The sequence below is a fragment of the Vibrio sp. SCP2 genome, assembly GCF_059295395.1.
The window spans coordinates 1-23,430 of the sequence record NZ_JCAFVV010000010.1; the positions used below are offsets into that span (position 1 = coordinate 1).

A 23,430-nucleotide genomic window follows, 5' to 3' on the forward strand; every position below is an offset into this window, starting at 1 on the left:
GGTGTTTACCTATACTGCGACCGATGGCACGGAGAGTAAGACCAGTACCTTAACCATTACGGTGACCGGCACCAACGATGCACCGAAACTAACGGCTGATGTGGGTGAGGTGAAAGAAGACGCCACACTCACCGTGAATAAAGACAACGGTGTGTTGTCGAATGACAGCGATGTGGATGGTGATGCCCTGAAAGTCACGGGCATCTTAAATGGCACGTCCGGTACGGCGACGGCAGTGACGGACGGCAGTGATACGGTGATCAGCAATGATTACGGCACATTAACCATCCGTGCCGATGGCAGCTACAGCTTTGAAGCTACTGGTGATGCTTCGCAGGCCCTTGCTAACGGTGAAGCTGCGAATGTACTGTTTACTTACACTGCGACCGATGGAACCGTAACTAAGACCAGTACACTGACCATAACGGTTACCGGTACTAATGACGATCCGATTGCTCGTGACGATACTTACAACCAAACAAGCGAAACATTGTTGTTCTCCGAGTCATTTGAACACATGACCAATACTGGTCGCTGGACTGTCATCAGTGGCGACCAGCTAGAAGATTGGGACGCAACTAAGGGACTTGAAATTCAGCACGAAAGTGTGGTGAACAAGGCGTCAGATGGCGAATACATCGCTGAGTTAGACGCGCATCAAAACACTGCTATTACCACCACCCTAGATACAACTGCTCAAGATAGTATTCGAGTCGAATTTGACTACAACCCTCGCCGAGACGGTCAATCATCTTCAGATATGACTTTCAAGGTAGGTGATGTGCTAGTCACTGTTCACGCGGATGGAACATTGTCAGGTGCGGAAGGGCTGAATATTCAAATTGGTCAGCCTGATGCTAATGGTTGGTATCGAATTACTGCAGAGTTAGACGTCAAAGGAGACGCTACAGAGCTAACTTTTGCCGGCGCAGGAGCCTCAGACAGCTATGGCGCGCTTCTAGATAACATTAAAGTGACGGGTATTAACCAACCTAACCTTGTTACAGAAGAAGACAAATCAATCACTATCTCGTTTGATGAATTACTCGCAAATGACACTGATATTGATGGCGATGACTTATCAATCATTGAAGGTTCAATTACATCAGCAACCAATGGCATACTGACGGTAGATTATGTTGCTAAAACAATTACCTTCAAGCCGGACGAAAACTACAACGGTGAAGCTACATTCAAATACAAAGTGACCGATGGTAACGGTGGCGAAGATGATGCAACCGTAACGCTCAATGTTACTGCTGTGAATGATAATCCTGTGTTTGTCGATGATAAAGATAAACCACTTGGTGATGATGTAACAATTAGTACCTCAACCAAAGAAGATGCTTCTGTCTCTGGCAAGGTTAAAGCAACAGACGTTGATGGTGATTCGCTCACCTATACTGCAAGCAACCCACAAAATGGTAGTGTCACAGTTAAACCAGATGGTTCATGGACTTATACACCAAAGCCAGAGTATGACGGCCCTGATTCATTCGTTATTACTGTCTCTGATGGTAATGGTGGCACCGATACGATTACGGTTAATGTTGATGTTTTACCTGTTGCTGAACTTACAGTGACATCAGGTCAGCCAGTAACCGAAGGCGACGAGGCTTACCTATCATTTGAAATCAATCTCGATGAGCTTGTTTCTGAGAATGTGGGTCTTGATCTTACTCTTGGTGCAGCAGGGGATACTGCAACCAAAGGTATTGATTACGAAGACAAGATCTATGTTAAAGATGGTCAAGGCTACAAAGCGCTTACACCGACTGAACTTGCTAACTTAATTATTGACAAGGGTGAAGATAGCTTCGAAGTATTCGTTAAGGTAACTGACGATAGCCTACTTGAGGGTGAAGAAACAGTTACCCTAAAAGTATCTTCTGACAGTCAATACGTTGAAGTTCCAGGTCAAGACACCGCGCAGGGTAAAATAGTCGATGAGACGAATACCTCAGATAAAGAGACAGTTACCGTAACATTGGCAGGGCCGAGTACGGTAGTTGAAGGTGATACTACAACACCATTTACCATCACTCTAAGTGAAGCTGTACCTGAGAAAAGTATTATTACTCTTAAATACACTTACACCAATGCCGATAACCAAGATATTGTTGAAGTGCTTGAAGTTGAAATTGACGCAGGCTCAAAAACTGCCAACTTCTCTATTACAACGGTACAAGATAGCGAGTACGAACAAGGTCAACAGTTCAATGTTAGCGTTGTATCGGTAAAACATGATGATAAAGATGTTTTTGAACAGCTAGACACTTCTTCTGCGAATAAAGACGTCTCAATTGATGATAGTCACGACAACCCACCAGAATCAGAAGACTTTACCGCTTCGGTAGCAAGTACTGGTAAAACACAAATCGTGTTCGACCATACTGATCCGGAGAAAGACCATATTTCCGATGATGAAGATGACGCAGCTAATAAAGATGTTCATGTTGTTATCACCGAGTTACCTGATCACGGAACCTTGTACTACAACGGAGTTGAGATAACCAAAGATCAGTTGTATACGGGTGAAGGAGATACTCAATACGATAAGTTTGACCCTGACTTGATCGAATACGAGCCGGATTCGAATTCAGAGGGTTTTGTATTAGGTCTACACAGTAGTGCTGATGAAAAACCTCTAGGTGAGGACGATCAAAGTGCTTCCCGTGAAGATTTCTACAACTGGGGCACTGAAGTTAATAGTACAACTCGCGAACTAGATTTAGGCGGCAACGATAAAGTAATTATCAGTTCAAATGGTGGCGCTTTAACCCAGTACAGAGGCGATGCTACAGCTAACCACGTTGGTCATGGCATTGGTATTGGTGCAGGGCAAGGCATTAATGACGGCGAAGTTCTTACTATTGACTTTGCAACACGTCCAGCGGACTCGATTACTCTAGGTCTCGATGGTCTTGGTGGTTACTTTGAGAAAGGTCTTGGTAATTCGAATGAGTCTAGCGTTGAAATTACCGTTTACTTTGAAGGTGGTAGCAAAACCTTTACCTATCAAAAAGAGTCTTCAGGCAATGGCGACCTGTTCCATGAGCTGACGATTCCATCTGCGGGCTTTGAACTGCCTGATGGTACTGAAATCACTCGTGTCGAGCTTACTACTGACGGGCCGGGCAACTGGGAACTACGCTACCTTGAAACAGAGTTGAGTGACTCATTTGATTACCGCGCTGTAGATAGTGACGGTAACTTCAGTGAAGAATCAACGGTTACTATTGCGGATCAAAATGCAGCCCCTGTTGCAGTCAATGACCCTGAAGGCTTTAGTGTTAGCCTTGGTTCGTTAAATGACTCTGGTTCTTGGCAAAGTGATGATGCATCAATGTCTGCCTCTTACCAAGGCGTGACTAAAGACATTACCGAAGTGGGTATTAAGCGTGGTGTTGGTGGTCATGAAAATGGCGGCATTGAGGAGCAAATCCAATTCAATCGTGAAGATGGCGTTTCTGAGCAATTAGAGATCACGTTAGCGAAGCCAGCGACTCAGTTTAGCTTTGAAGTCTCAAATCTATTTAAAGGCGAAGGTGGTTCAGGTAATCACGAGCAAGGTAAATGGATCGCTTACTTAGATGGCGTGGTGGTTGCGAGTGATACATTTGTAGCAAATAAGGGCAACTCAAACGGGTCTTATACTGTTGACTTGAAGGGTAAAGCGTTTGATTCAATAGTCTTTGAGTCGACAGATTTTGTTGATGTTCCTGCACGTGGCTCTGATTCTTCAGATTACTTCCTAACAGGTTTTGAGGCTTCGAGTGAATCTGGTGCTTACGCTGTCAATCAAGGTGGTGTACTTGAGATTCCAGTTTCAGAGCTGTTAGCGAATGATTCAGATCCTGATAACGACGCCATACGCATCACCTATGTCTTTGGCGATAAACATGGTGAAGCTCGAATTGAAAATGGCAAAGTTCTGTTTGACCTAGATGATGACTTTGTTGGCACGGCAGAGTTTAAGTATCAGATCACAGACGATAACGGTGGGTTTGCAGAAGCGATCGTTAAAGTTGTGGTCAACCCTGAGCCAAGCCCAGCTTCTGTTGAAGGCATTTCTCTACTCTCTTCATCGGTTGATGAGGGGCAGAGTCTAGCTTATAAAGTTGCACTTGATGGAAGCACACTAACTGAAGCTCGCTATAAAGTGAGGCTTACTGGTGCACAAGGTGATACGGCAGATGGAGACGACGTAGACCTGAGCAAAGTTCAGTTTACTAATGGCGTGACCTATGATGAGGCTAAAGGTGAAGTTATCGTCCCTGTGGGAGTGAAAGACTTTACGATCTTAGTTCCGACGGTTAACGACAGTGCGCATGAAGGTGACGAAACCTACACTGTGACCATTGATGGTAAAACTGCTACAGGCGCCATCATCGATAATGACGTCACGATAAAAGTACATGATGCACCGCGCGTTAATGAAGGAGAGCAAGCGGTATTCAAGGTAGAACTAAGTGAAGCGTCATCGGACAAGCATTATGTAAAATTTGAAGCGACCACTATCGGTTACGATAGCGAAACAGATGATATTGATGTTGATTCGTTAATCTATGAATACAGAGACACAAGGGGAGACTTCCAAACTGCCACGGTAGTTGATGGATACATTGAAGTCCCTGCGGGCGTTACTGAACTACGTGTTTCGGTGCAAACGGTTCAAGACGATAAGTTTGAGTGGACTGAAAAGTTCGGTCTACACATTATTGCGACCAAATCTGAAGCTGGCAGCAACTCTTCTATCGATGAGGCTCGCTCTGATCTTGAGGGCGTTGGTTCAATCAAACTCGACAATGCTGATAATCCGACGTTGACATTAAGCAATGCCAATGCAGTTCTTGAAGGTGATAGCGCAGTATTTGATGCAAACCTATCTAAGGTTTCTGAAGCATCGATTGATATGAAGGTTGAGTTCGTATTCTCTGCAGGTTCCGACAAGGCTAGCTTAGAAGATCTGGCTTTAGATAGTGCAAAACCTTATGAAGGTGTGACAGTAACATACCTACATAAAGGTCAGCTTAAGACTATTGAGGTTGATGAAACAGATGGGACGTTTACGCTTCCAGCAAGAGTGACTGATTTTAAAGTACTTGTTGATACTTTAGATGATAGTAGCTTAGAAGATTCAGAAACCTTTGGAATTAAACTTTCTGAGGTTCCTTTCGTATCACCTACAGATGGTAGTTTAGATGTAATTATCAATCATGGACAACATGGCGTTACTGCTGCTGGGACTATTTTAGATAATGAAGTTGCACCAGTGATAACTAATGCTGCAGTTTCGGTGTCAGAAGAAGGGCTTATTGGTGGAATTGTTGACGATAATGGTTTGTCATCGGACTCTACAGACTCTGCGACGATAACAGGTAAGCTTACTATCCGAGATGATAATGGAGATTTAGCTGACACGGTATTTAGCAATGACGATGGCGAAATCACTATTCGTGATACTAGCGGAAACTTTATCGAGTCGGGCGGAACTCCTCTAACTTGGGTTGTTTCTAACGATGGGCATACCTTAGTTGGTTCTGCATCAGGGCAGCCTATTGTCGAAGTCTCTCTAGATAATGTTGGTACTTATAACATTAAGCTTCTTGGTCAGATTGATCACCCCGATACTAATGGTGAAGATAGCTTAAGTATTGACCTTCCTGTTATCGCTAAAGACGCATCTGGGCTTTCATCAAGTGGTAAGATTACGCTATCTGTTGAAGATGACTCACCAGAAGCGTCACGAGTTCATCATGACGTTGCTGCTGAAACTAAAGTTGGGGCTAACGTTCAGCTTATTTTGGATGTTTCAGGTTCAATGAAATGGGACTCTGTGACTGGTTCTGATAAGAACGTTACAGAATCTCGACTCCAAGTTATGCAAGAAGCAGCGATTGAAATGCTCAAGCAATATGACAGTCTTGGTGCGACGAAAGTGCAAATCGTTCTGTTCAACTATGCAGCGTCTAGTTCTGTATGGATGACTGTTGATGAAGCGATAGCCCAAATCAATGATTTATCGGCAAGTAGTACTACGGATTACGACGATGCCATTGAGAAAGCGGCTAAGTCTTGGTCAACGTCAGACAATGGTGCGAAGTTAGATGGTGCGACAAACGTTAGCTACTTCTTGTCTGATGGTGACCCAACAAGTAGTGATGGAGATAATCCTAATACCATTGAACAGGATGAGTTATCAGCTTGGGTTGATCATTTAACAGAGAATAAAATTACCGCTATTGCGTACGGAATGGGCAAGGATGTGACTACAGCGCATCTAGATCAAGTCGCGTTCGATGGTTCTATAAAAGATGCTGCCATTGGTGGTCAAGGAGATAGTAAATCTACAGTAGTCGCTGACCTAACTCAGTTACCACCGATTATGCTTCAATCAGTTATTGAGCCGATTAAAGGCAATTTACTGGCTGGTCAAGAGGGTGCCGATGGTGCTGATATTTCTCAGTTGACAATCGATGGTGTGACTTACGATTTTGATGGTGAGACGTTAACTGTTGCTGATAACAACGAATCAGTTTCACACTTATTTGATAGAGAAACGAACACCCTTACTGTATTTATTGATTCTAAGCACTCATTGGTTATTGATCTTGATGATGGTGATTATGAGTTCTTCGGTGCTCAGAGTAGCCAAGCTGTGAATCTAGAATTCGGCTATACCTTAACTGACACCGATGGTGATAGCAGCAGCAATGTGTTGTCTTTTGAAGTTAAAGAAGCGTCAGGAGGGGACAATACGAATACTCCACCAACGGCGAGCGACTTTACTATTTCTTCTGATAGCAATGTTGCTCAGGTTGATTTTGCTCCGCACGCGAAAGACAATGAAGATGATGGCTCAACCGATAAACACACCTCAGTTCGAATTGAAGAGTTACCAGAGCACGGTAAACTCTATCAAGTTGACAGTAGTGGCAAGATTATCGGTGACGCACTGGAAGTGGGTAGTGAAGTATTAGATAGTGCCAATATTGTTTATGTTGCCGATAAGGTAACGTCAATAGTCCATGGTGGTTCGTTAATCGGTGATGACTTTGTTCAAGACAATGGACTGAATGAGAAAAATAAAGACTCGGGTGTTGATCAGCTAGAGCTTGAGGGAATGGTTATTTCCGGTGGTAAGTTTGATGGGTTGAACTTCGCTGACGCTGATGCAACGATCAAATATGACCACAATAACAATCAATCTGGGGTGTTTGTTCATACTAGCCATGATAATGGCACGGGTAAGGAAACTCAGATCGGTGAGTATATGTCAATCTCATCAACAGAAGGGGATATCTCAACCGCTAAGCTTTCATTTGCGAGCCTGCAAGGGCAGTTTAATAACGGTCATGCAAAAGTAGTCGCCTACTTATTCCATGACGGCCAACCAGTGACTAAAGTCGATCCATTAGTAATTACGGGTGGGAAGTCAGGTTACGCGACAATTGACTCAAGTGAAGGCATTTTTGATGAGATTCGACTGGTTGTTGTGAATACTCACAATGCGGGCAAAGATGCAGGATTTAACTTATCAGGCGTCGAGCTTACGCCTAGTGGCCCAGTGGATATAAAAGATGAGTTTAAATACACTGCCATTGATTCTGATGATCAAGATAGCCCTAACCAAGGTACTGTGACGGTCAATGCTACTTCTATTATCGAGGCAGGCGAAGGTCAATTGGACATGGTAACAATTAATCATGCAGGCGATAAAATTGATTGGGCTCAGTCGGCGGCCACGATTTGGGGTAGTGAGAACAATGGAGTGTTGGAATATGATGCATCTAATGGCCTCGCTATCGATGTTGGTATCGGCAACGATTTAGTGCATTTAGGTGATGGGAATGACACGATTTACATGGGTGACAGTCATTCGCCAATAAATCAAGATGATATTACACCAACGAAGCAAGCAGCTATTGACGAAATTAGTAACAATTTTGCTGAAATCGATATTGCCGATTTGGTAGACGATAATCTAAACGATTCTTTTGCTCCTGATGAGGATTCATCTATTGCCCTGAAGAATATTGTTGAAACCGGGGACAATGTGTCAGCGAGCCGACCTGGTGTTGATATCGCTCACGGTGGTGGTGGTAACGATACAATCTATGGGCAAGGCGGAACCGATTTGATTTTCGGTGGTACTGGTCATGATGTCCTAGATGGTGGTGAAGGTAATGACGCTGTCAGAGGTGGGTCTGGTAATGACACACTTATAGGTGGCCTTGGTGATGATATTTTAGTTGGTGATGATGGCGCTGATATCTTCAAATGGGTCGATATGGCAACTGAGCGCGATCGTGTGACAGATTTTAATGTCTCTGAGAACGATAAGCTTGATTTAGCTGACTTGTTTGAAGATGTATCTAAAGAAGACATATCAGAACTCTTGACAGAGCTTCAAGCCACTAAAGAAGGGGAGACTTCTTCCGTTAAAGTCTCAGTGACTGAAGATAGCGGCTCATCAACGATGACAATAGAGAAGGGTAGCAATACGTTAACTATTGATTTTGATGGGGCGTCCGCGACTGATATCACGAATAGTCTGGTCGATAGCTTAGAACATTTAAAGCACTAAAATAAAAACAGCCGGAGTTAGAAATGACTCCGGCTGTTTTTTCACGCCTGTAGAAAAGCCACCTTACACAGGTGGCTTTGCTGTTTGGTGAGCTTGCTTCTCTACAACACCTTACAAGCGAAACCTTTCAGGTAGAAACCTTCTGGGTAAGCGCTGTCAGTAGGGTGGTCTGCTGCTTGTTCAAAGCGTTCTACAAACTTCACCTGACGGCCAGAGTCAACCGCAGCGTCTGCAATCACTTTCTGGAACAACTCACCGCTCATTAATCCTGAGCAAGAGTAAGTGAGTAGAGTTCCACCTGGTTTTAGGATTTGCATGGCTAACATGTTGATGTCTTTGTATCCGTTAGCACCTGACGTTAAGTTGTTTTTGCTTGAAACAAACTTAGGTGGGTCCATGATAACCACGTCAAACTTAGTGCCCTGATCGCGATACTCACGCAGTAACTTGAACACATCAGCATTTAGGAAGACAGCACGCTTTTTCGAAATATCGAACTCATTTAGCTCAGCATTGTGTTTCGCTGTATCAAGCGCAGGCTGAGAGACGTCAGCATTGATAACGCGCTTAGCGCCACCTTTCAAAGAGTAAAGACCAAAGCCACCAGTGTAGGAGAAGCAGTTCAGTACTTCTTTATCTTTTACATACTTCATTGCTTGCTGGCGGCTATCTCTTTGGTCAAGGTAGAAGCCTGTTTTGTGTCCACCAACGATATCGACACTGATTTTTACGCCGTTTTCCTCGATAACTACTGATTTAGGTGGCTCTTGTCCGTGAAGGACGCCCACAGTTTCTTCAAGGCCCTCTTTTTTACGAACGGCAACGTCAGAACGTTCGTAAATGTTACACTCGGGGAAACATTCGACTAATGCATCCACGAGCGCTTGTTTGTGGAACTCAGCGCCTGCACTGAGCAACTGACAGACTAAGTAGTCTTGGTACTTATCAATCGTGATACCAGGAAGGCCATCTGACTCTGCAGCAATCAAGCGGTAGCCAGTGAGTCCATCACGCTCGATGATATCTTCACGTAACAATTGAGCGTCTTGAATACGCTTAACAAAAAAGCCCTTGTCGATGGATTCTTTTTCGAAGCTCCAAACGCGTGCTCGGATTTGAGAGTTTGGCGAGTAAGCTGCCTTTGCTAGCCATTTACCATCGTGAGCGAAAACGTCGACAGTTTCCCCTAATTTCGGCTCACCTTCGACTTTGTGTATTCCACGAGAGAACACCCAAGGGTGCTTGCGGCGAAGGGATTTGTCTCGTCCTTTGACTAGATAAATAGCTGGAGTCATTGGTTTACTCAATTGTTTATTTGGAAAGGTGGGGTATTTTCTAGGATGTGTATGGGGATTGCAAATAAAAGAGCCGCTCAGGCGGCTCTGGTTTATGCTTTTAGGCCCGTAAGTAAGGCTTCCATTTGATCGCTTTGATTTCGCAGTTGAGCGATATTGGAGTTGGTTGCATTTATCATGCTGCATACGTTGTCAGATTGGACGCGTATCTCTTCAACACTTGCCGCGATATTGTCAGCCACGACACCTTGCTCCTCGGCCGCAGTTGCAATCTGAATACTGCTGTCTGAGATTGATTGGTTTTTCTCAGCAAGCGCACCAATTTCAACGTCAACCTCTGACATACGTTGCTGGCCTTCAGAGGCGTTAACAACCGTTGTTTCCATCAACTGAGTCAAAGACTGGCTATTGCGTTGTAGTGCTTCAATCATAGTTTGAATCTCTACTGTTGCTTGCTGAGTGCGACCCGCTAAGGCTCGAACTTCATCGGCAACCACCGCAAAACCGCGGCCTTGTTCACCAGCACGCGCAGCCTCGATAGCGGCGTTAAGTGCGAGTAGGTTGGTTTGTTCTGAGATACCGTTGATCGTCGTAACCACTTCATCAATTTGTGCGGCGTTTGCATCAAGTTCGGCCACTGCTTCAGAGGCTGATTGGACTTCTTGAGAAAGCTTAGAGATTGAGCTGAGTGTATGTCCGACTTTAGATTGCCCTTGTGTTGCTACGCTGCGGGCATCTTCAGTTTGGGTACTTGATTCATGAGCGAGGTTAGCGACTTCTCTAATTGTAGAAGCCATTTGTTCTGTCGCGCTGGCTAGAGAGTTTAGGTGCTCTTGCTGGCTGCTAGAAACCTCTGCACTCTGCTGATTCGATTGGTTCAAGTCGGAGCTAATCTGTTGCATTAATGCGATCGACTCTTGAATGGAGATCACCATGTTCTGCTCTCGTTCAGCAACCTTGTCTATGGTGATGGCTATCTCACTGAATTCATCGCGTACTTTAAAGAAGTTCATTCTACTGGTGAGATCACCATCGGCTAGCGTGTTAAGCGCTTTATTCATGGTAAACATTGCACCGCCAATAAAGGTCATGATGTAGTAAACACCTAGCGCAATAAGTGACAATGTCACCAAAACAATAACCATGTGGGTAGTAGACATTGCTGACCACAAGTTTTGCTCGTGAATGGCCGCTAGACTAAACGCTCCGTTATTGACGCTTACAGCCCCTTCGCCACTACCAAATTGGATGGTATTTGAATCCTTGATGATGCTCGCGACCTGATCTTGGGAAAGGTCCCCGGCTTCAATCAGGTTACGCATTAGAACCAACTCATCTTGGTAAAGATGGTTAAGCATTTGATCGGCGCTGTTATCAAGAACCAAAGTTAAAATGATTAGTGCGATAACCGGAAGCAAGAAAAGTAAGTAGAACTTCTCCTGAATTTTTAAATGAATGAGATATTTATCAATCCAACGAAATGGTATTTCTTTCATAATTATTATGTCCAATGAAGAGACCCATATATCCATTATGGGTAAGAATAGTACGTGCTTAATATATCATTGACTCAATAGTAGAGGTATACGGAATGGAGCAAAGTTGTGAGAGGTTCACAGTATCGGGATTAGTTCAAGGAGTGGGATTCCGCTACCATACGTCATATCAAGGTCTTAAGCTTGAAGCGACAGGCTATGCTAAAAATCTGGACAATGGGGATGTTGAAGTGGTGGTCTGCGGCAGCGATTCGCAAATAGAAGCAATGGCAAAATGGTTAGAACACGGGCCTAGAAGTGCGAGAGTTGATAGCTTGGTTCGAGAATCTATCGTTTATAAACCGTATAAAGGGTTTAAGATCCTGTAGTGGGGACTACAGGACATTTATCGCTATAAACATTTAGCAGGTTTAGGCAATCCTGCGAGTTTTGTCGCTTGCTTTGCTGGCCCTTGCTTGAAGAGCTTAAACAGGTACTTGCTGTTACCTTTTTCTGGTCCGTGGGCTTTTTCCATCGCTTTAACGAGCATGCGAACCGCAGGAGAAGTATTGAACTCTACGTAAAAATCGCGAACAAAATGAACCACTTCTAAGTGTGCTTCGGTCAACTCGATACCTTCTTGTTCTGCCAGTATTGAAATCATACCTTCTTCCCAATCAGTATGATCTAATAAGTAGCCTTGTGCGTCAGTTTCGATTTGTTTGCCGTTGTACTCAAACATCTTACGATCCTAATTTTTATGATATTCAATAGGGTAGCGCAGCATACCTTGACTGGGCAAGATATCAAGTAAAAAGCCCGAAAGGGAAACCTTTCGGGCTTTATCATATCTATACAACAATAACGAATTAGTCGTTGTTCATAATGCCTAAGATTTGAAGTAGGCTAATGAAGATGTTGTAGATAGATACGTATAGAGTCACTGTCGCAGAAATGTAGTTAGTTTCACCGCCACGAACAATGCTTTGAGTCGTCATCAGAATCGCCATTGTAGAGAATACAATGAACAAGCTGCTTAGTGCTAAGTGAAGAACTGTTGATTGGATGAAGATACTTGCAATCATACCAACAATCAGAACAACGAACAGAGACAACATCAGGCCACCCATCATAGATAGGTCACGTTTAGTTGTCAGTGCGTAAGCAGAAGCTGCTAAGAATGAAAGCGCAGTACCACCTAATGCAGTGACGATAAGATCGCCCATACCAGCGCCAACGTAGGCGTTAAGGATTGGACCTAACGTGTAACCCATGAAGCCAGTTAATAGGAATGTGAATACAAGGCCCATTCCATTGTCACGGTTCTTTTCAGTTAAGAATAGTAAGCCGTAAAAACCTACTAGAGTGATAATTAGGCCAGGGTGAGGAAGGTTCATCACCATAGCAACACCAGCAACGACTGCAGACCAAAGCAGCGTCATTGAAAGTAGTGCATAAGTGTTACGCAATACCTTGTTGGTTTGTAGAGCACTTTCTTGGCTTGAAGTGCGTGTAAACATAGGACTGTTCATAATCTTCCTCGTGAGGTTTTATGTTTATATCTACATTTATGAGGTTGAATGAGCAAAAGATCAAGCCCCAATTGGTGTAGTAGTAGATAAAATAATAATAGAAATAAAAACTTATGTATTTTGAAAGATGTAACACAATATAACAACTAAAAAGGGGCGACCTAAGTCACCCCTTTTACGTAGATCACGGATTAGTGGTGCAGAATTTGCGCTAAGAAGTTTTGCGTACGATCTGATTGAGGGTTCTCGAAGAAATCGACTGGGTTGTTTTCTTCAATAATCTCTCCCGCATCCATAAAGATAACGCGATCGGCGACTTCTTTGGCAAAGCCCATTTCGTGTGTTACACACAACATGGTCATCCCTTCTTCTGCTAGTTCTACCATTACATCCAGTACTTCGCGTACCATTTCAGGATCGAGTGCAGAAGTAGGTTCGTCAAACAGCATCACTTGTGGATTCATACATAGTGAGCGGGCAATCGCCACACGTTGTTGTTGACCACCAGAAAGCTGACCAGGATATTTGTCTGCCTGCTCAGGAATCTTAACACGCTCCAAATATTTCATCGCAATCGCTTCTGCTTCATCTTTTGGCATCTTCTTCACCCAGATTGGTGCCAGAGTACAGTTCTCTAACACGGTCAGGTGAGGGAAGAGGTTAAAGTGCTGGAAACACATGCCGACTTCACGGCGAACCGCTTCAATATTTTTAAGGTCGTCGGTTAATTCATTACCAGAAACGATGATCTGACCTTTCTGGTGCTCTTCCAAGCGGTTAATGCAGCGAATCATGGTCGATTTACCTGAGCCTGAAGGGCCACAGATAACGATTTTCTCGCCTTTTTTCACGTCCAGGTTGATGTTCTTGAGTACGTGAAACTCGCCGTACCACTTATTCATATCCTTTAGTTGGATCATGTAATCTTGTTGTTGCGTCATAATACGTCCTTGAGCTTTCTGATTATCGTTTGTGACCGGTATGAAGTTTGTTCTCTAGCCAGATCGAATATCTCGACATGCCAAAACAAAATACCCAGAACACTAACGCGACAAATACATAACTTTCGGTAGCAAATCCTAACCATTCAGGGTCAGTGTTTGCTGCTTGGCCGATACCGAGTACGTCAAACATACCAATAATAAGTACCAGACTGGTATCTTTAAATAGGCCAATGAATGTGTTTACGATTGAAGGGATGGTAATCTTAAGCGCCTGAGGCAAAATGATTAATCCCATCTTCTTCCAATAGGTGAGTCCAAGAGCGTCTGCCGCTTCATATTGCCCCTTAGGAATGGCTTGCAAGCCACCACGAACCACCTCTGCCATGTAGGCCGCACTGAACATAACCACACCAATAAGAGCGCGGATCAGTTTATCAGTCTCCGAACCTTCAGCAAGGAACAGTGGCAACATGACTGACGCCATGAAGAGTACAGTGATCAGAGGTACACCGCGCCATACTTCAATGTAGACGGTACAGATACTGCGGATGATTGGCATATCTGAGCGACGACCCAACGCGAGAGCGACACCGATAGGCAGCGACACAACAATACCCACTAGAGCGATGATAAGCGTGACAAGCAAGCCACCCCATTTGTGGGTTTCTACTACTTCTAACCCAAATACACCACCATACAGTAATGCTGCAATGATGAACGGATAAACGTTAACGAAGAACAGCCAAATCCATAGACGTTTTGGTGTTTTCTCGTACGCTAGCAGTACCGTAAAGATCGCCAGAGTAATGTAAAACAGACGCGGACGCCATAGCTCTTCCTGAGGATAGAAACCGTACATGAACTGTTCCCAGCGTACGCTGATAAACACCCAACAGGCACCATCACGGCTACAAGCATCACGCGTTGTGCCTACCCAGTCAGCTTTCAGAAATGCCCAATCGACAATGTTCCAAAGCAGCATGAACGATAAGTAGGCAAGAACAATGGTAACAATTGAATTTACCGGACCATTAAACAGGTTTTTTCTAAGCCACCCGACAGCACCAACTGTATTTGCTGGAGGTGGCAGGTCAGGCTGAAATTGATGTACTTTCATGCTATCTCTCCACCAAAGCAACTTTACGGTTGTATATGTTCATCAATGCTGAGGTTAACAAACTCAACGTGAGGTAGACGCCCATTGTCATGGCAATAATCTCGATTGCTTGACCGGTCTGGTTGAGTGTTGTACCTGCAAACACGGATACTAAGTCTGGGTAACCAATCGCCATCGCAAGAGATGAGTTCTTGGTTAAGTTCAGATATTGGCTAGTCAGTGGAGGAATGATGATTCTTAGCGCTTGAGGAATAACGACAAGCTTTAAAGTGCGAGAGCGAGGTAGACCAAGCGACATCGCAGCTTCCGTCTGGCCATGGCTTACTGCGTTGATACCTGAACGCACGATCTCAGCGATAAACGACGCTGTATAGATACTTAAAGCCAGTAAAAGTGCTGCAAGCTCTGGAATAATGCTCACACCACCACGGAAGTTAAAGCCTTTTAGCTCTGGATATTCCGCCGTAATTGGTGAGCCCATTAAGAAGTAAACCACAACAGGCAAACCAACACATAACCCTAGGGCGATTCTACCCATTGGCGTTTGCTGACCTGTTAGGCGTTGCTTATTGTTCGCCCATATATTGATAAATACCGTTGCAATAACACCGAGAATCAGCGTACCAATTACAACTGATGATCCTGCTTCGAAGACTGGAGCAGGGAAGTACAGACCTCGTACGTTGAGGAATATCGCTTCACCTAGGCTCAAACTTTGTCTTGCAGAAGGTAGGGCTTGAAGTACGGCAAAGTACCAAAAGAATATTTGCAGTAACAGAGGAACGTTTCGGAATATCTCAATGTAAACCGCTGCAAATCGGCTAACCAACCAGTTAGATGATAGGCGCGCAACACCCATAATAAAACCGATGATAGTCGCCAAGATGATACCGAAAAACGATACTAAGGCGGTGTTAAGTAGGCCGATAACGAACGTTCGACCGTAAGAATGGGTTTCATCGTATTCAATCAGCGTCAGGCCAATCCCAAAGCCAGCTTCTTGATCGAGGAAGTCAAAACCCGTGGCGATACCGCGAGCTTCTAAGTTGGTAAGTGCATTATTGACAATTGTGTAAAAGAAAAAGACAAGCGCTGCTATCGCAATAATCTGGAAAACAACTGCTCGAAAGGTGGGATTGTAAATAAGGCTAGCGTTTGAATTCGGTCCGTTATCCGAATTCGCCGCAACATTAGTAGGTTTCATACAGCTATAACCTCAAATCCATTTTTATAAAAAGGGCGGCCAAAACCGCCCAATTTTTTGTTTAGTAACTAGCTAATAATAGTTATTAACGGATTGGTGGAGCGTACATGAAGCCGCCAGCGTTCCATAGAGCGTTCACACCACGTGAAATTTTCAGTGGAGAACCTTCACCAACAGTACGCTCGAAGCTTTCACCGTAGTTACCCACTTGTTTGATAACTTGGTAACCCCAGTCGTCACGGATACCTAAACCTTTACCTTTAGGGCCATCAACACCTAGGATACGCTTGATGTTTGGATCTTTTGACTTCAGCATTTCATCCGCATTTTTAGATGTGATGCCGTATTCTTCTGCGTTAACCATCGCAGCTAGTGTCCATTTAGCGATGTTGAACCATTGGTCATCACCTTGACGAACAACTGGGCCAAGAGGCTCTTTAGAGATGATCTCTGGAAGTACTTGAGCTGAAGATGGATCTTGTAGATTCAAGCGAAGTGCATATAGACCAGATTGGTCAGTTGTAAGTACGTCACAGCGGCCTGCATCGAAACCTTTAGATGTTTGAGCTGCTGTATCGAATACAACTGGTTTGTACGACATACCGTTGTTACGGAAGTAGTCAGCTAGGTTAAGCTCTGTTGTAGTACCCGACTGAACACATACTGAAGCGCCGTCTAGCTCTTTAGCACTTGTAAGGCCAAGATCTTTCTTAACCATAAAGCCTTGACCATCGTAGTAGTTTACACCGACGAAGTTTAGACCAAGGGCCGTATCGCGGTGCAGAGTCCAAGTTGTGTTACGAGAAAGAACATCGATTTCACCAGATTGTAGTGCAGTGAAACGCTCTTTCGCTGTTAGAGGAACGTATTTTACTTTTGTTTTATCGCCTAATACTGCAGCTGCAAGACCTTGACAGTATTCTACGTCGATACCTTCCCATTCACCTTTCGAGTTCGGGTTAGAGAAACCTGGCAAGCCAGTACTTACACCACAAGTTAGGAAACCTTGTTTAGTTACTTTATCCAGCGTGCTATCTGCCGCAGAAGCGCTTGTAGACATCAGTGCAGTAGATGCAGCTACAACTGAAGCAAGAAGTGTTAGTTTATGTGCCATTTGTATCCTTCCTGTATGATCCATGTTTGTTCAGGCTCATCCTGATTAAACGATTAAATAATGTTGTGTTTCATTAATTATTAGGTTGCTATCGCTCGTCTTCGAGTCGTAGTTAAATCAACCAGTTATAAGCGTAGGAAAAGATCTGTGATTTCTCAAATGTATAATTTAAAAAGATTTTTGATTGAACTCACAAACCCTGACAGACATTAGAATGGCAATATGTTGCTAAAATGTAAATAGTGCAACAGGTCACAAAACTGGTGCGACAGGATGGTGTAATAAATTTATCAATACAATTAGATTTGAAGTTTGAATGAATGTCTCAGTGTGGTTGATAAAACCAAAGAAAGTATAAAATTTGGTCATAAATTATGGACTTGATCGAAATCACATGAATCTAATGCCCCAATTTTGTTAGTATCGAGGGTAAAGACGTTTTCAGTTATTCAAGGAATGAAATGCAGTATTTTCCTCTATTTATAGATTTAAACCATAAACCTGTCTTGGTTGTTGGGGGCGGGGAAGTCGCGAGTAGAAAGGTTGATAGCCTGATCAGAGCGGGGGCGGATGTGACGATCGTTTCTCCTCAAGTTGAAGATTATCTTGCTAATCTCGTTGCGAAAGAAGAGTGTCGTTGGGTCCAGGGATTTTATTCGGAAGAACTGCTCGAAAAGAAATTTGTGCAAGTATGGGCGACGACTGATAACCCAAGTTTGAATCATCAGGTGCATCATGATGCTAAACGGCAAGGCATTTTGGTCAATGTTGTAGACGATCAACCATATTGCGATTTTATCACGCCGTCTATTATCAACCGTGGTCGCATACAGCTAGCGATATCCAGTGGTGGAGCGGCTCCTGTTCTCATTCGTAATGTACGCGAGAAATTAGAAGCCGTTCTACCGCAAAACTTATCACTTCAAGCGGAGTTTGCCGCCTCTAAGCGTGCGGATATAAAGGAAAAGCTGCCAACTGTAGATAAGCGTCGTAAGTTTTGGGAGGCTTTCTTTGCTCGCGCTGATGTGGATAAGGCAACGGCTAACTTAGGTCTAGAGCGTGCGTATCAAGCATTGTTGAGTGAAGGTTTTGATCAAAAAGGTTCGATTACTTGGATTGAACATGGCGATGATGTTGAACTTCTCACTTTGAAAGCCCTAAGGCTGATGCAGCAAGCAGAGTTGGTGCTTTTTGATGGAAAATGTCCATTTAGTTTTATCGATTTGGTGCGTCGAGATGCCGAGCGAGTGGAATATCACAATGATGCCGAGCTCGCCGAGATGTTAAACAAGGCAAGAGCTGACGACCTTCGTGTGGCAGTTTTTATCCCACTTAAATCGAGCGGGGTGACTTTCCTACAAGGTGAAGACTTGTTGCTGAGATTAGGGTCTGGGAAATAGAAACAAAAAAGCCGATACTGTGTATCGGCTTTTATCGGTTAGCACTTCATCTTAGTCACGGAAGTTTTCGTACTGGAATGGCTGACCTAGCTCTGCTTCACGCATTAGAGCGATGACAGCTTGCAGATCGTCGCGCTTCTTGCCAGTTACACGTACTTTTTCACCCTGAATAGAAGCTTGTACCTTCATCTTCTTATCTTTGATAAGTTTGACGATCTTTTTAGCAACAGGTGTTTCAATACCTTGCTTGAAGATGACAATCTGGTGCCAGTTCTTACCAGAGGCTTCTTCGCCTTTTGCTTCCATAGAGTTCGCATCGACACCGCGCTTAGCTAAGTGGCCACGTAGAATGTCGCGCATTTGCTTCAGTTGGAAGTCACCTTCAGCGTTCAATCGTACTGATTCATCTTTTTGCATTTCAAAAGATGCTTCTACACCACGAAAATCGAAACGAGTAGCAAGTTCGCGTGTTGCGTTGTCTACCGCGTTACGCAGTTCTACAGTGTCGACTTCAGAAACAATATCAAATGATGGCATGTTGGTTTCCTTCTATTATGAGCGTTCTTTAACAGCTGTTGCCAGCATATCAAGCATGGTTGCAGTATCTTCCCAACCTAAACAAGGGTCAGTGATGGATTGACCATAGGTGAGGTTGTTGATGTCAGCCATTGACTGGTTGCCTTCAAGAATGAAGCTTTCAGCCATGATACCCGCCACTTGGTTCTTACCAGACTTAATCTGTTCGCAGATATCTTTAGCAACTTCCAATTGTTTGCGGTGCTGCTTTTGGCAGTTAGCGTGGCTAAAGTCGACCACAAGGCGTTGCGGCAAGCCAAACTCTTCCAATTGCTTACATGCTGCCTCTACTGACTCAGCATCAAAGTTAGGGCCTTTATCACCACCACGCAGGATCACATGACCATAAGGGTTACCGCTAGTGCGGTAGACGGTCATACGGCCATTTTTATCTGGCGAGTAGAAGTAGTGAGATGCTTGTGAAGCACGGATAGCGTCAATTGCAATCTTGATGTTGCCGTTAGTGCCGTTTTTAAAACCCACAGGGCAAGAAAGTGCAGAAGCCATTTCACGGTGAATTTGAGATTCGGTTGTACGTGCGCCAATCGCACCCCAAGTGATAAGGTCGGCGATGTATTGACCTGTGATCATATCGAGAAACTCAGTTGCTGTCGCAAGACCAAGTTTGTTGATGTCTAGCAAAAGCTTACGCGCCTTGTTTAGGCCCGCTTCTAGTGCGTAAGAACCATCTAGGTTAGGGTCTGTGATCAATCCCTTCCAACCGACGACAGTACGAGGCTTTTCGAAATACGTACGCATTACAATGAAAAGCTCATCTTTGTATTGGTCTTGAATTGCTGCAAGACGCTCTGCGTAGTCAATTGCAGCTTCAGTATCATGTACTGAACAAGGGCCTACGATCACCAAAAGGCGTTGGTCTTCCCCTGTAAGAATGTTTTCTATTTGACGACGTGACTGTGCAATACGCTGGGCTACTTCGTCCGTAATGGGATGGGCGCTTCCTAACTCTGCCGGTGTCGGCATTGGACCCAAAGGTTGGGTTCTTAATTCATCGGTTTTTAATGGCATACCACAGCCTGTTCTTTTTATTGCGAAGCGGTAAAGATAACGGAAACACACCTAGGAATAAACTACTTATCGAGATTCTTCTTTATACGAGGCTGTAAAACTGAAAAATCGACCGTTTGAACAGTTGCTTGTTGCTCTGAAAGCGCTGGCTATTACGCTCAACTGTTGCTTAGCGACCGTGAGTAAGCTGTTAAATCATTTGGACTAGCAGGTTGGTGTTGGGTTATTAAACAACTGTTTCATATCACTGTTTAAATGCTTAATGTTAACAAAATGTTGACATGACTGTGTGTTCGTTATGAACTGGAAGAAAATTAACTGGTCGGATTAGATCTATGTTGTCAGCACTGTCAAAAGCAAACTTCTACCTTAACTATTTCGGTTTCTTTAAAGTCCCATTTATCTGGTTGGCAAGACCAAAGATATTGCAGCTTGACTCGGAGCGAGTAGAAATCAAAATTCCGCTAAAACGCAGAACGAAGAATCACCTCAACAGCATGTATTTTGGCGTACTTGCGGTAGGTGCGGATGTGGCCGGTGGGTTTATGGCGATGAGTAAAGCCCAAGATTGTGGCAAGAAAGTATCGCTCGCCTTTAAAGCCGTCGAAGGGCAGTTTTTGAAACGCCCTGAAGGCGATGTTCATTTCGTGTGCGAAGATGGCAAGTTAATCGATGAAATGTTGGCTGAAACGTTTGAGACAGGCGAGCGTGTAAACAAAGCCGTAAAAATAACCGCCATATGCCCAACTCTTCACGGAGAGGAACCAATGGCGGAATTCTTTCTTACTCTGTCACTGAAGCAAACGGGTGGCTGATATCTTCCACTTCCATTTGCTCGACGGCGACAATCTTGCTTCGATTTAACACGATCTTCCATCGGTAGAATTTGGGCTCACCGTCATGGTTATCTTCTTTGGCGATTAAGTTTATCAGGTGGCGTTTCTCTACCGATTCGCGACTGACTTGCCCATTGTTATGGGTGTAGACTTTATTCGAGCCCTTATCCATCAATCGGGTGAGGGCACGCATACTGACCATTAAAGATTCACGGGTTTCTTCATAACCACTCATAAACTTAGAGGTCGACATTTCAGTTTGAGAGCTATAATGAAGGACTTGTTCTTCTCTTTGAACGACGCGCTTTTTACGAATCGATTTGATTCTGTCTGGCAGTTTGTCCAAAACTTTATAATCGAGCCATTCGAGTTTTTGTCCGACCGCTTTCTTGGTGGTTGGATCGAGATAGAGCTTACGCCATTTAGGCCGACCTTTACGAATCCATCGCCACATCACGTCACGCAAGTCATCTTTGAAGATTTCTCGTAGTGCATAGACGAAAGACATCAATACTATGAAGGAAGCGGTAATCTCACCCCAGTAATCGCGTGCCAAAATCGCAGTGATGGTAACGAACACCATGACAAAGCCAGTCGCACCGCCTTTCACTACACGTTTCATGTTTTTGCCAAGAGACTGTGTTTTCTCTTGCAGGACGACAGGGTGCTCAATCAAACGACGTAGCAGTCGCATCTTGTTACTTAATCGCGTTACGTCGTCACGGACACTTTTTGAGTTATAGTTATTGAGCTTACGGTGTGCCGCCTCTTTCTCTACGATAGCAAGCAAACTCTCTTTTAAGCTCTTGTATTCACTGTCTCGCGGCATGTGTGCGATCAAAGACATCAAACGCTGACCTGTATACCACGAAAGATAGTTGTCGATATTAGCGTAGTAGCGTTTGAGCCCTTCTTCGTAAGGGACACTTCGGCGAAGTTTTTTCAGTATATCGAGGGATAGCTTAATGACTTCGTCTACTTCGTCAGTGGTGACGGTTTCTTTGTTATGCTTGTTGAGCTCATTCACCGCTTTATCTAATGCGATAACATATTGATACGCGAACAAACTCAAACTGACACGATATTGGGTAGTAGAGAGTCGGCCACGTTTTGCAAGTCGACTGTGAACGAGAGGGAGAAGTGTTTTGTCACTGTAATAAGCACGTTTTTGAGTGATGGATTCATAATAGAATTCACTCTCTTTGAGAACGTCAGGAGACAAACCAAGCTCACCTGGTACAAAAAAGTACAAGTCTAAATCAGACTTTTTGGTCGCCGCCATAGAGTGGGAAATTTTGAGTGTAATGCCGTCCTGCTTATCAACGGTTAACAAATAGAGCTCCTGAAAAAAGACAAAATACTTGGCGAAAGCATAACAGAGATTCGCTATAATCACCGCAAATTTAACAAGAGACAGTTGAAATGATTAAAGTTGGTCAGATTAACCACTTAGAAGTAGTAAAAAGAGCCGATTTCGGCCTATTTCTTGATGCTGGCGATTATGGTACGACCTTGTTGCCAAATCGATTTGTTCCAGAAGGTGTAGAAGTAGGTGATTTTCTAGACGCTTTTTTATACTTCGATTCTGACAGTCAGTTAGTCGCCACAACTGAAACGCCAATCGCTCAAGTGGGTGAATGGGGTTTGATGAAAATTGAAGGTGTGAACTCTACGGGCGCATTTGCCGATTGGGGTATTAAGGGCAAAGATCTACTTATTCCTTTTAGTGAGCAGCGTGCTCGTTTTGCAGCGGGGCAAACTGTTTTAGTTTACGTCTACACCGATAAGGCATCAGGTCGTATTGTAGGTACCACTAAATTTAACAAGTGGCTTGATAAGACGCCAGCAAACTACCAACGCAATCAACAGGTGGATCTAATTATCGCAGAGCGAAGCGACTTAGGTTTCAAAGCGATTGTTGAAGGTCAGCACTGGGGTATGATCTTTAAATCTGACGTGTTCGGTAAGCTGTTTATTGGCAAAAAGCTTAAGGGATACATCAAGAGCATTCGTGAAGATGGCAAGATCGATCTTTCTCTACAGAAGGTAGGTGTTGGCAAAATGGACGACTTGAGTCAGAAAGTTCTGGACTTGTTAGAGAAGAAAGGAGGTTTCCTTCCTCTTAATGACAAATCTTCTCCAGAAGCAATTTTTGCTGCCTTCCGCACCAGTAAAGGCACGTTTAAGAAAACAATCGGTGGATTATACAAGCAAGGAAAGATCGTTATCGATAAAGAAGGCATTCGCCTTGCTTAGTTAAAATTTGAAGCCGCTTCCATAAAAAAAGGCCCAATGCTGATCCTGCTTTGGGCCTAGGG

At 44.0% G+C, this 23,430-nt stretch carries 16 protein-coding genes; 5 read left to right on the forward strand and 11 right to left on the reverse strand.

Features of this window, described 5'->3' with window-relative positions; genetic code table 11:
- Positions 1 to 61: 61 nt before the first annotated feature.
- Complete coding sequence (locus tag AC5O63_RS19310; RefSeq protein WP_494505959.1) at positions 62 to 8,590, forward strand: cadherin-like domain-containing protein; 8,529 nt, start codon at positions 62 to 64, stop codon at positions 8,588 to 8,590.
- Positions 8,591 to 8,691: 101 nt separating this feature from the next.
- Here AC5O63_RS19310 and AC5O63_RS19315 read toward each other — a convergent pair whose 3' ends face one another.
- A complete protein-coding gene (locus tag AC5O63_RS19315; protein WP_494505960.1) occupies positions 8,692 to 9,885 on the reverse strand; it encodes a class I SAM-dependent methyltransferase in 1,194 nt (397 codons plus the stop codon).
- A 92-nt stretch (positions 9,886 to 9,977) separates the two neighbouring features.
- Positions 9,978 to 11,381 (reverse strand): methyl-accepting chemotaxis protein, encoded by a 1,404-nt coding sequence (locus AC5O63_RS19320; RefSeq protein WP_494505961.1) that lies wholly within the window; start codon positions 11,379 to 11,381, stop codon positions 9,978 to 9,980.
- 95 nt (positions 11,382 to 11,476) lie between these two features.
- Between AC5O63_RS19320 and yccX the strand changes: the two genes are divergently transcribed.
- Positions 11,477 to 11,749, forward strand: coding sequence for an acylphosphatase (yccX, locus tag AC5O63_RS19325; protein WP_494505962.1), 273 nt, complete (start codon positions 11,477 to 11,479; stop codon positions 11,747 to 11,749).
- Between the two features lie 23 nt (positions 11,750 to 11,772).
- Here yccX and AC5O63_RS19330 read toward each other — a convergent pair whose 3' ends face one another.
- The 6 genes from AC5O63_RS19330 to AC5O63_RS19355 form a co-directional block, all read right to left on the reverse strand.
- Complete coding sequence (locus AC5O63_RS19330; protein ID WP_494505963.1) at positions 11,773 to 12,102, reverse strand: TusE/DsrC/DsvC family sulfur relay protein; 330 nt, start codon at positions 12,100 to 12,102, stop codon at positions 11,773 to 11,775.
- A 127-nt stretch (positions 12,103 to 12,229) separates the two neighbouring features.
- Positions 12,230 to 12,892 carry a Bax inhibitor-1/YccA family protein gene (locus AC5O63_RS19335; protein ID WP_494505964.1) on the reverse strand — a complete coding sequence of 221 codons (663 nt, stop codon included), beginning with the start codon at positions 12,890 to 12,892 and terminating at the stop codon, positions 12,230 to 12,232.
- A gap of 191 nt (positions 12,893 to 13,083) precedes the next feature.
- A complete protein-coding gene (locus tag AC5O63_RS19340) occupies positions 13,084 to 13,833 on the reverse strand; it encodes an amino acid ABC transporter ATP-binding protein (protein ID WP_004749473.1) in 750 nt (249 codons plus the stop codon).
- 22 nt (positions 13,834 to 13,855) lie between these two features.
- Positions 13,856 to 14,953: an amino acid ABC transporter permease gene (locus AC5O63_RS19345; RefSeq protein WP_494505965.1), complete on the reverse strand. Its 1,098-nt coding sequence runs from the start codon at positions 14,951 to 14,953 to the stop codon at positions 13,856 to 13,858.
- 1 nt (position 14,954) lies between these two features.
- Entirely contained in the window at positions 14,955 to 16,157 is a 1,203-nt protein-coding gene (locus tag AC5O63_RS19350) for an amino acid ABC transporter permease (RefSeq protein WP_494505966.1), read from the reverse strand.
- An 85-nt stretch (positions 16,158 to 16,242) separates the two neighbouring features.
- The gene (locus AC5O63_RS19355; RefSeq protein WP_239856151.1) at positions 16,243 to 17,271 is read right to left on the reverse strand and encodes an amino acid ABC transporter substrate-binding protein; all 1,029 of its coding nucleotides are present in this window, start codon (positions 17,269 to 17,271) and stop codon (positions 16,243 to 16,245) included.
- Positions 17,272 to 17,732: 461 nt separating this feature from the next.
- Here AC5O63_RS19355 and AC5O63_RS19360 point away from each other — a divergent pair, with 461 nt between their 5' ends.
- Positions 17,733 to 18,671 (forward strand): precorrin-2 dehydrogenase/sirohydrochlorin ferrochelatase family protein, encoded by a 939-nt coding sequence (locus tag AC5O63_RS19360; RefSeq protein WP_494505967.1) that lies wholly within the window; start codon positions 17,733 to 17,735, stop codon positions 18,669 to 18,671.
- A 51-nt stretch (positions 18,672 to 18,722) separates the two neighbouring features.
- Here AC5O63_RS19360 and AC5O63_RS19365 read toward each other — a convergent pair whose 3' ends face one another.
- A complete protein-coding gene (locus tag AC5O63_RS19365; RefSeq protein WP_004744051.1) occupies positions 18,723 to 19,208 on the reverse strand; it encodes a YajQ family cyclic di-GMP-binding protein in 486 nt (161 codons plus the stop codon).
- 15 nt (positions 19,209 to 19,223) lie between these two features.
- Positions 19,224 to 20,276, reverse strand: coding sequence for a 3-deoxy-7-phosphoheptulonate synthase (locus AC5O63_RS19370; protein WP_494505968.1), 1,053 nt, complete (start codon positions 20,274 to 20,276; stop codon positions 19,224 to 19,226).
- 335 nt (positions 20,277 to 20,611) lie between these two features.
- Between AC5O63_RS19370 and AC5O63_RS19375 the strand changes: the two genes are divergently transcribed.
- Complete coding sequence (locus AC5O63_RS19375; protein ID WP_494505969.1) at positions 20,612 to 21,091, forward strand: DUF4442 domain-containing protein; 480 nt, start codon at positions 20,612 to 20,614, stop codon at positions 21,089 to 21,091.
- Here AC5O63_RS19375 and AC5O63_RS19380 read toward each other — a convergent pair.
- Positions 21,060 to 22,445, reverse strand: coding sequence for a hypothetical protein (locus AC5O63_RS19380; protein WP_004743368.1), 1,386 nt, complete (start codon positions 22,443 to 22,445; stop codon positions 21,060 to 21,062). The two genes, AC5O63_RS19375 and AC5O63_RS19380, sit on opposite strands and share 32 nt — an antisense overlap.
- 89 nt (positions 22,446 to 22,534) lie before the next feature.
- Between AC5O63_RS19380 and AC5O63_RS19385 the strand changes: the two genes are divergently transcribed.
- Positions 22,535 to 23,368 (forward strand): CvfB family protein, encoded by an 834-nt coding sequence (locus tag AC5O63_RS19385; protein ID WP_494505970.1) that lies wholly within the window; start codon positions 22,535 to 22,537, stop codon positions 23,366 to 23,368.
- Positions 23,369 to 23,430: the final 62 nt, after the last annotated feature.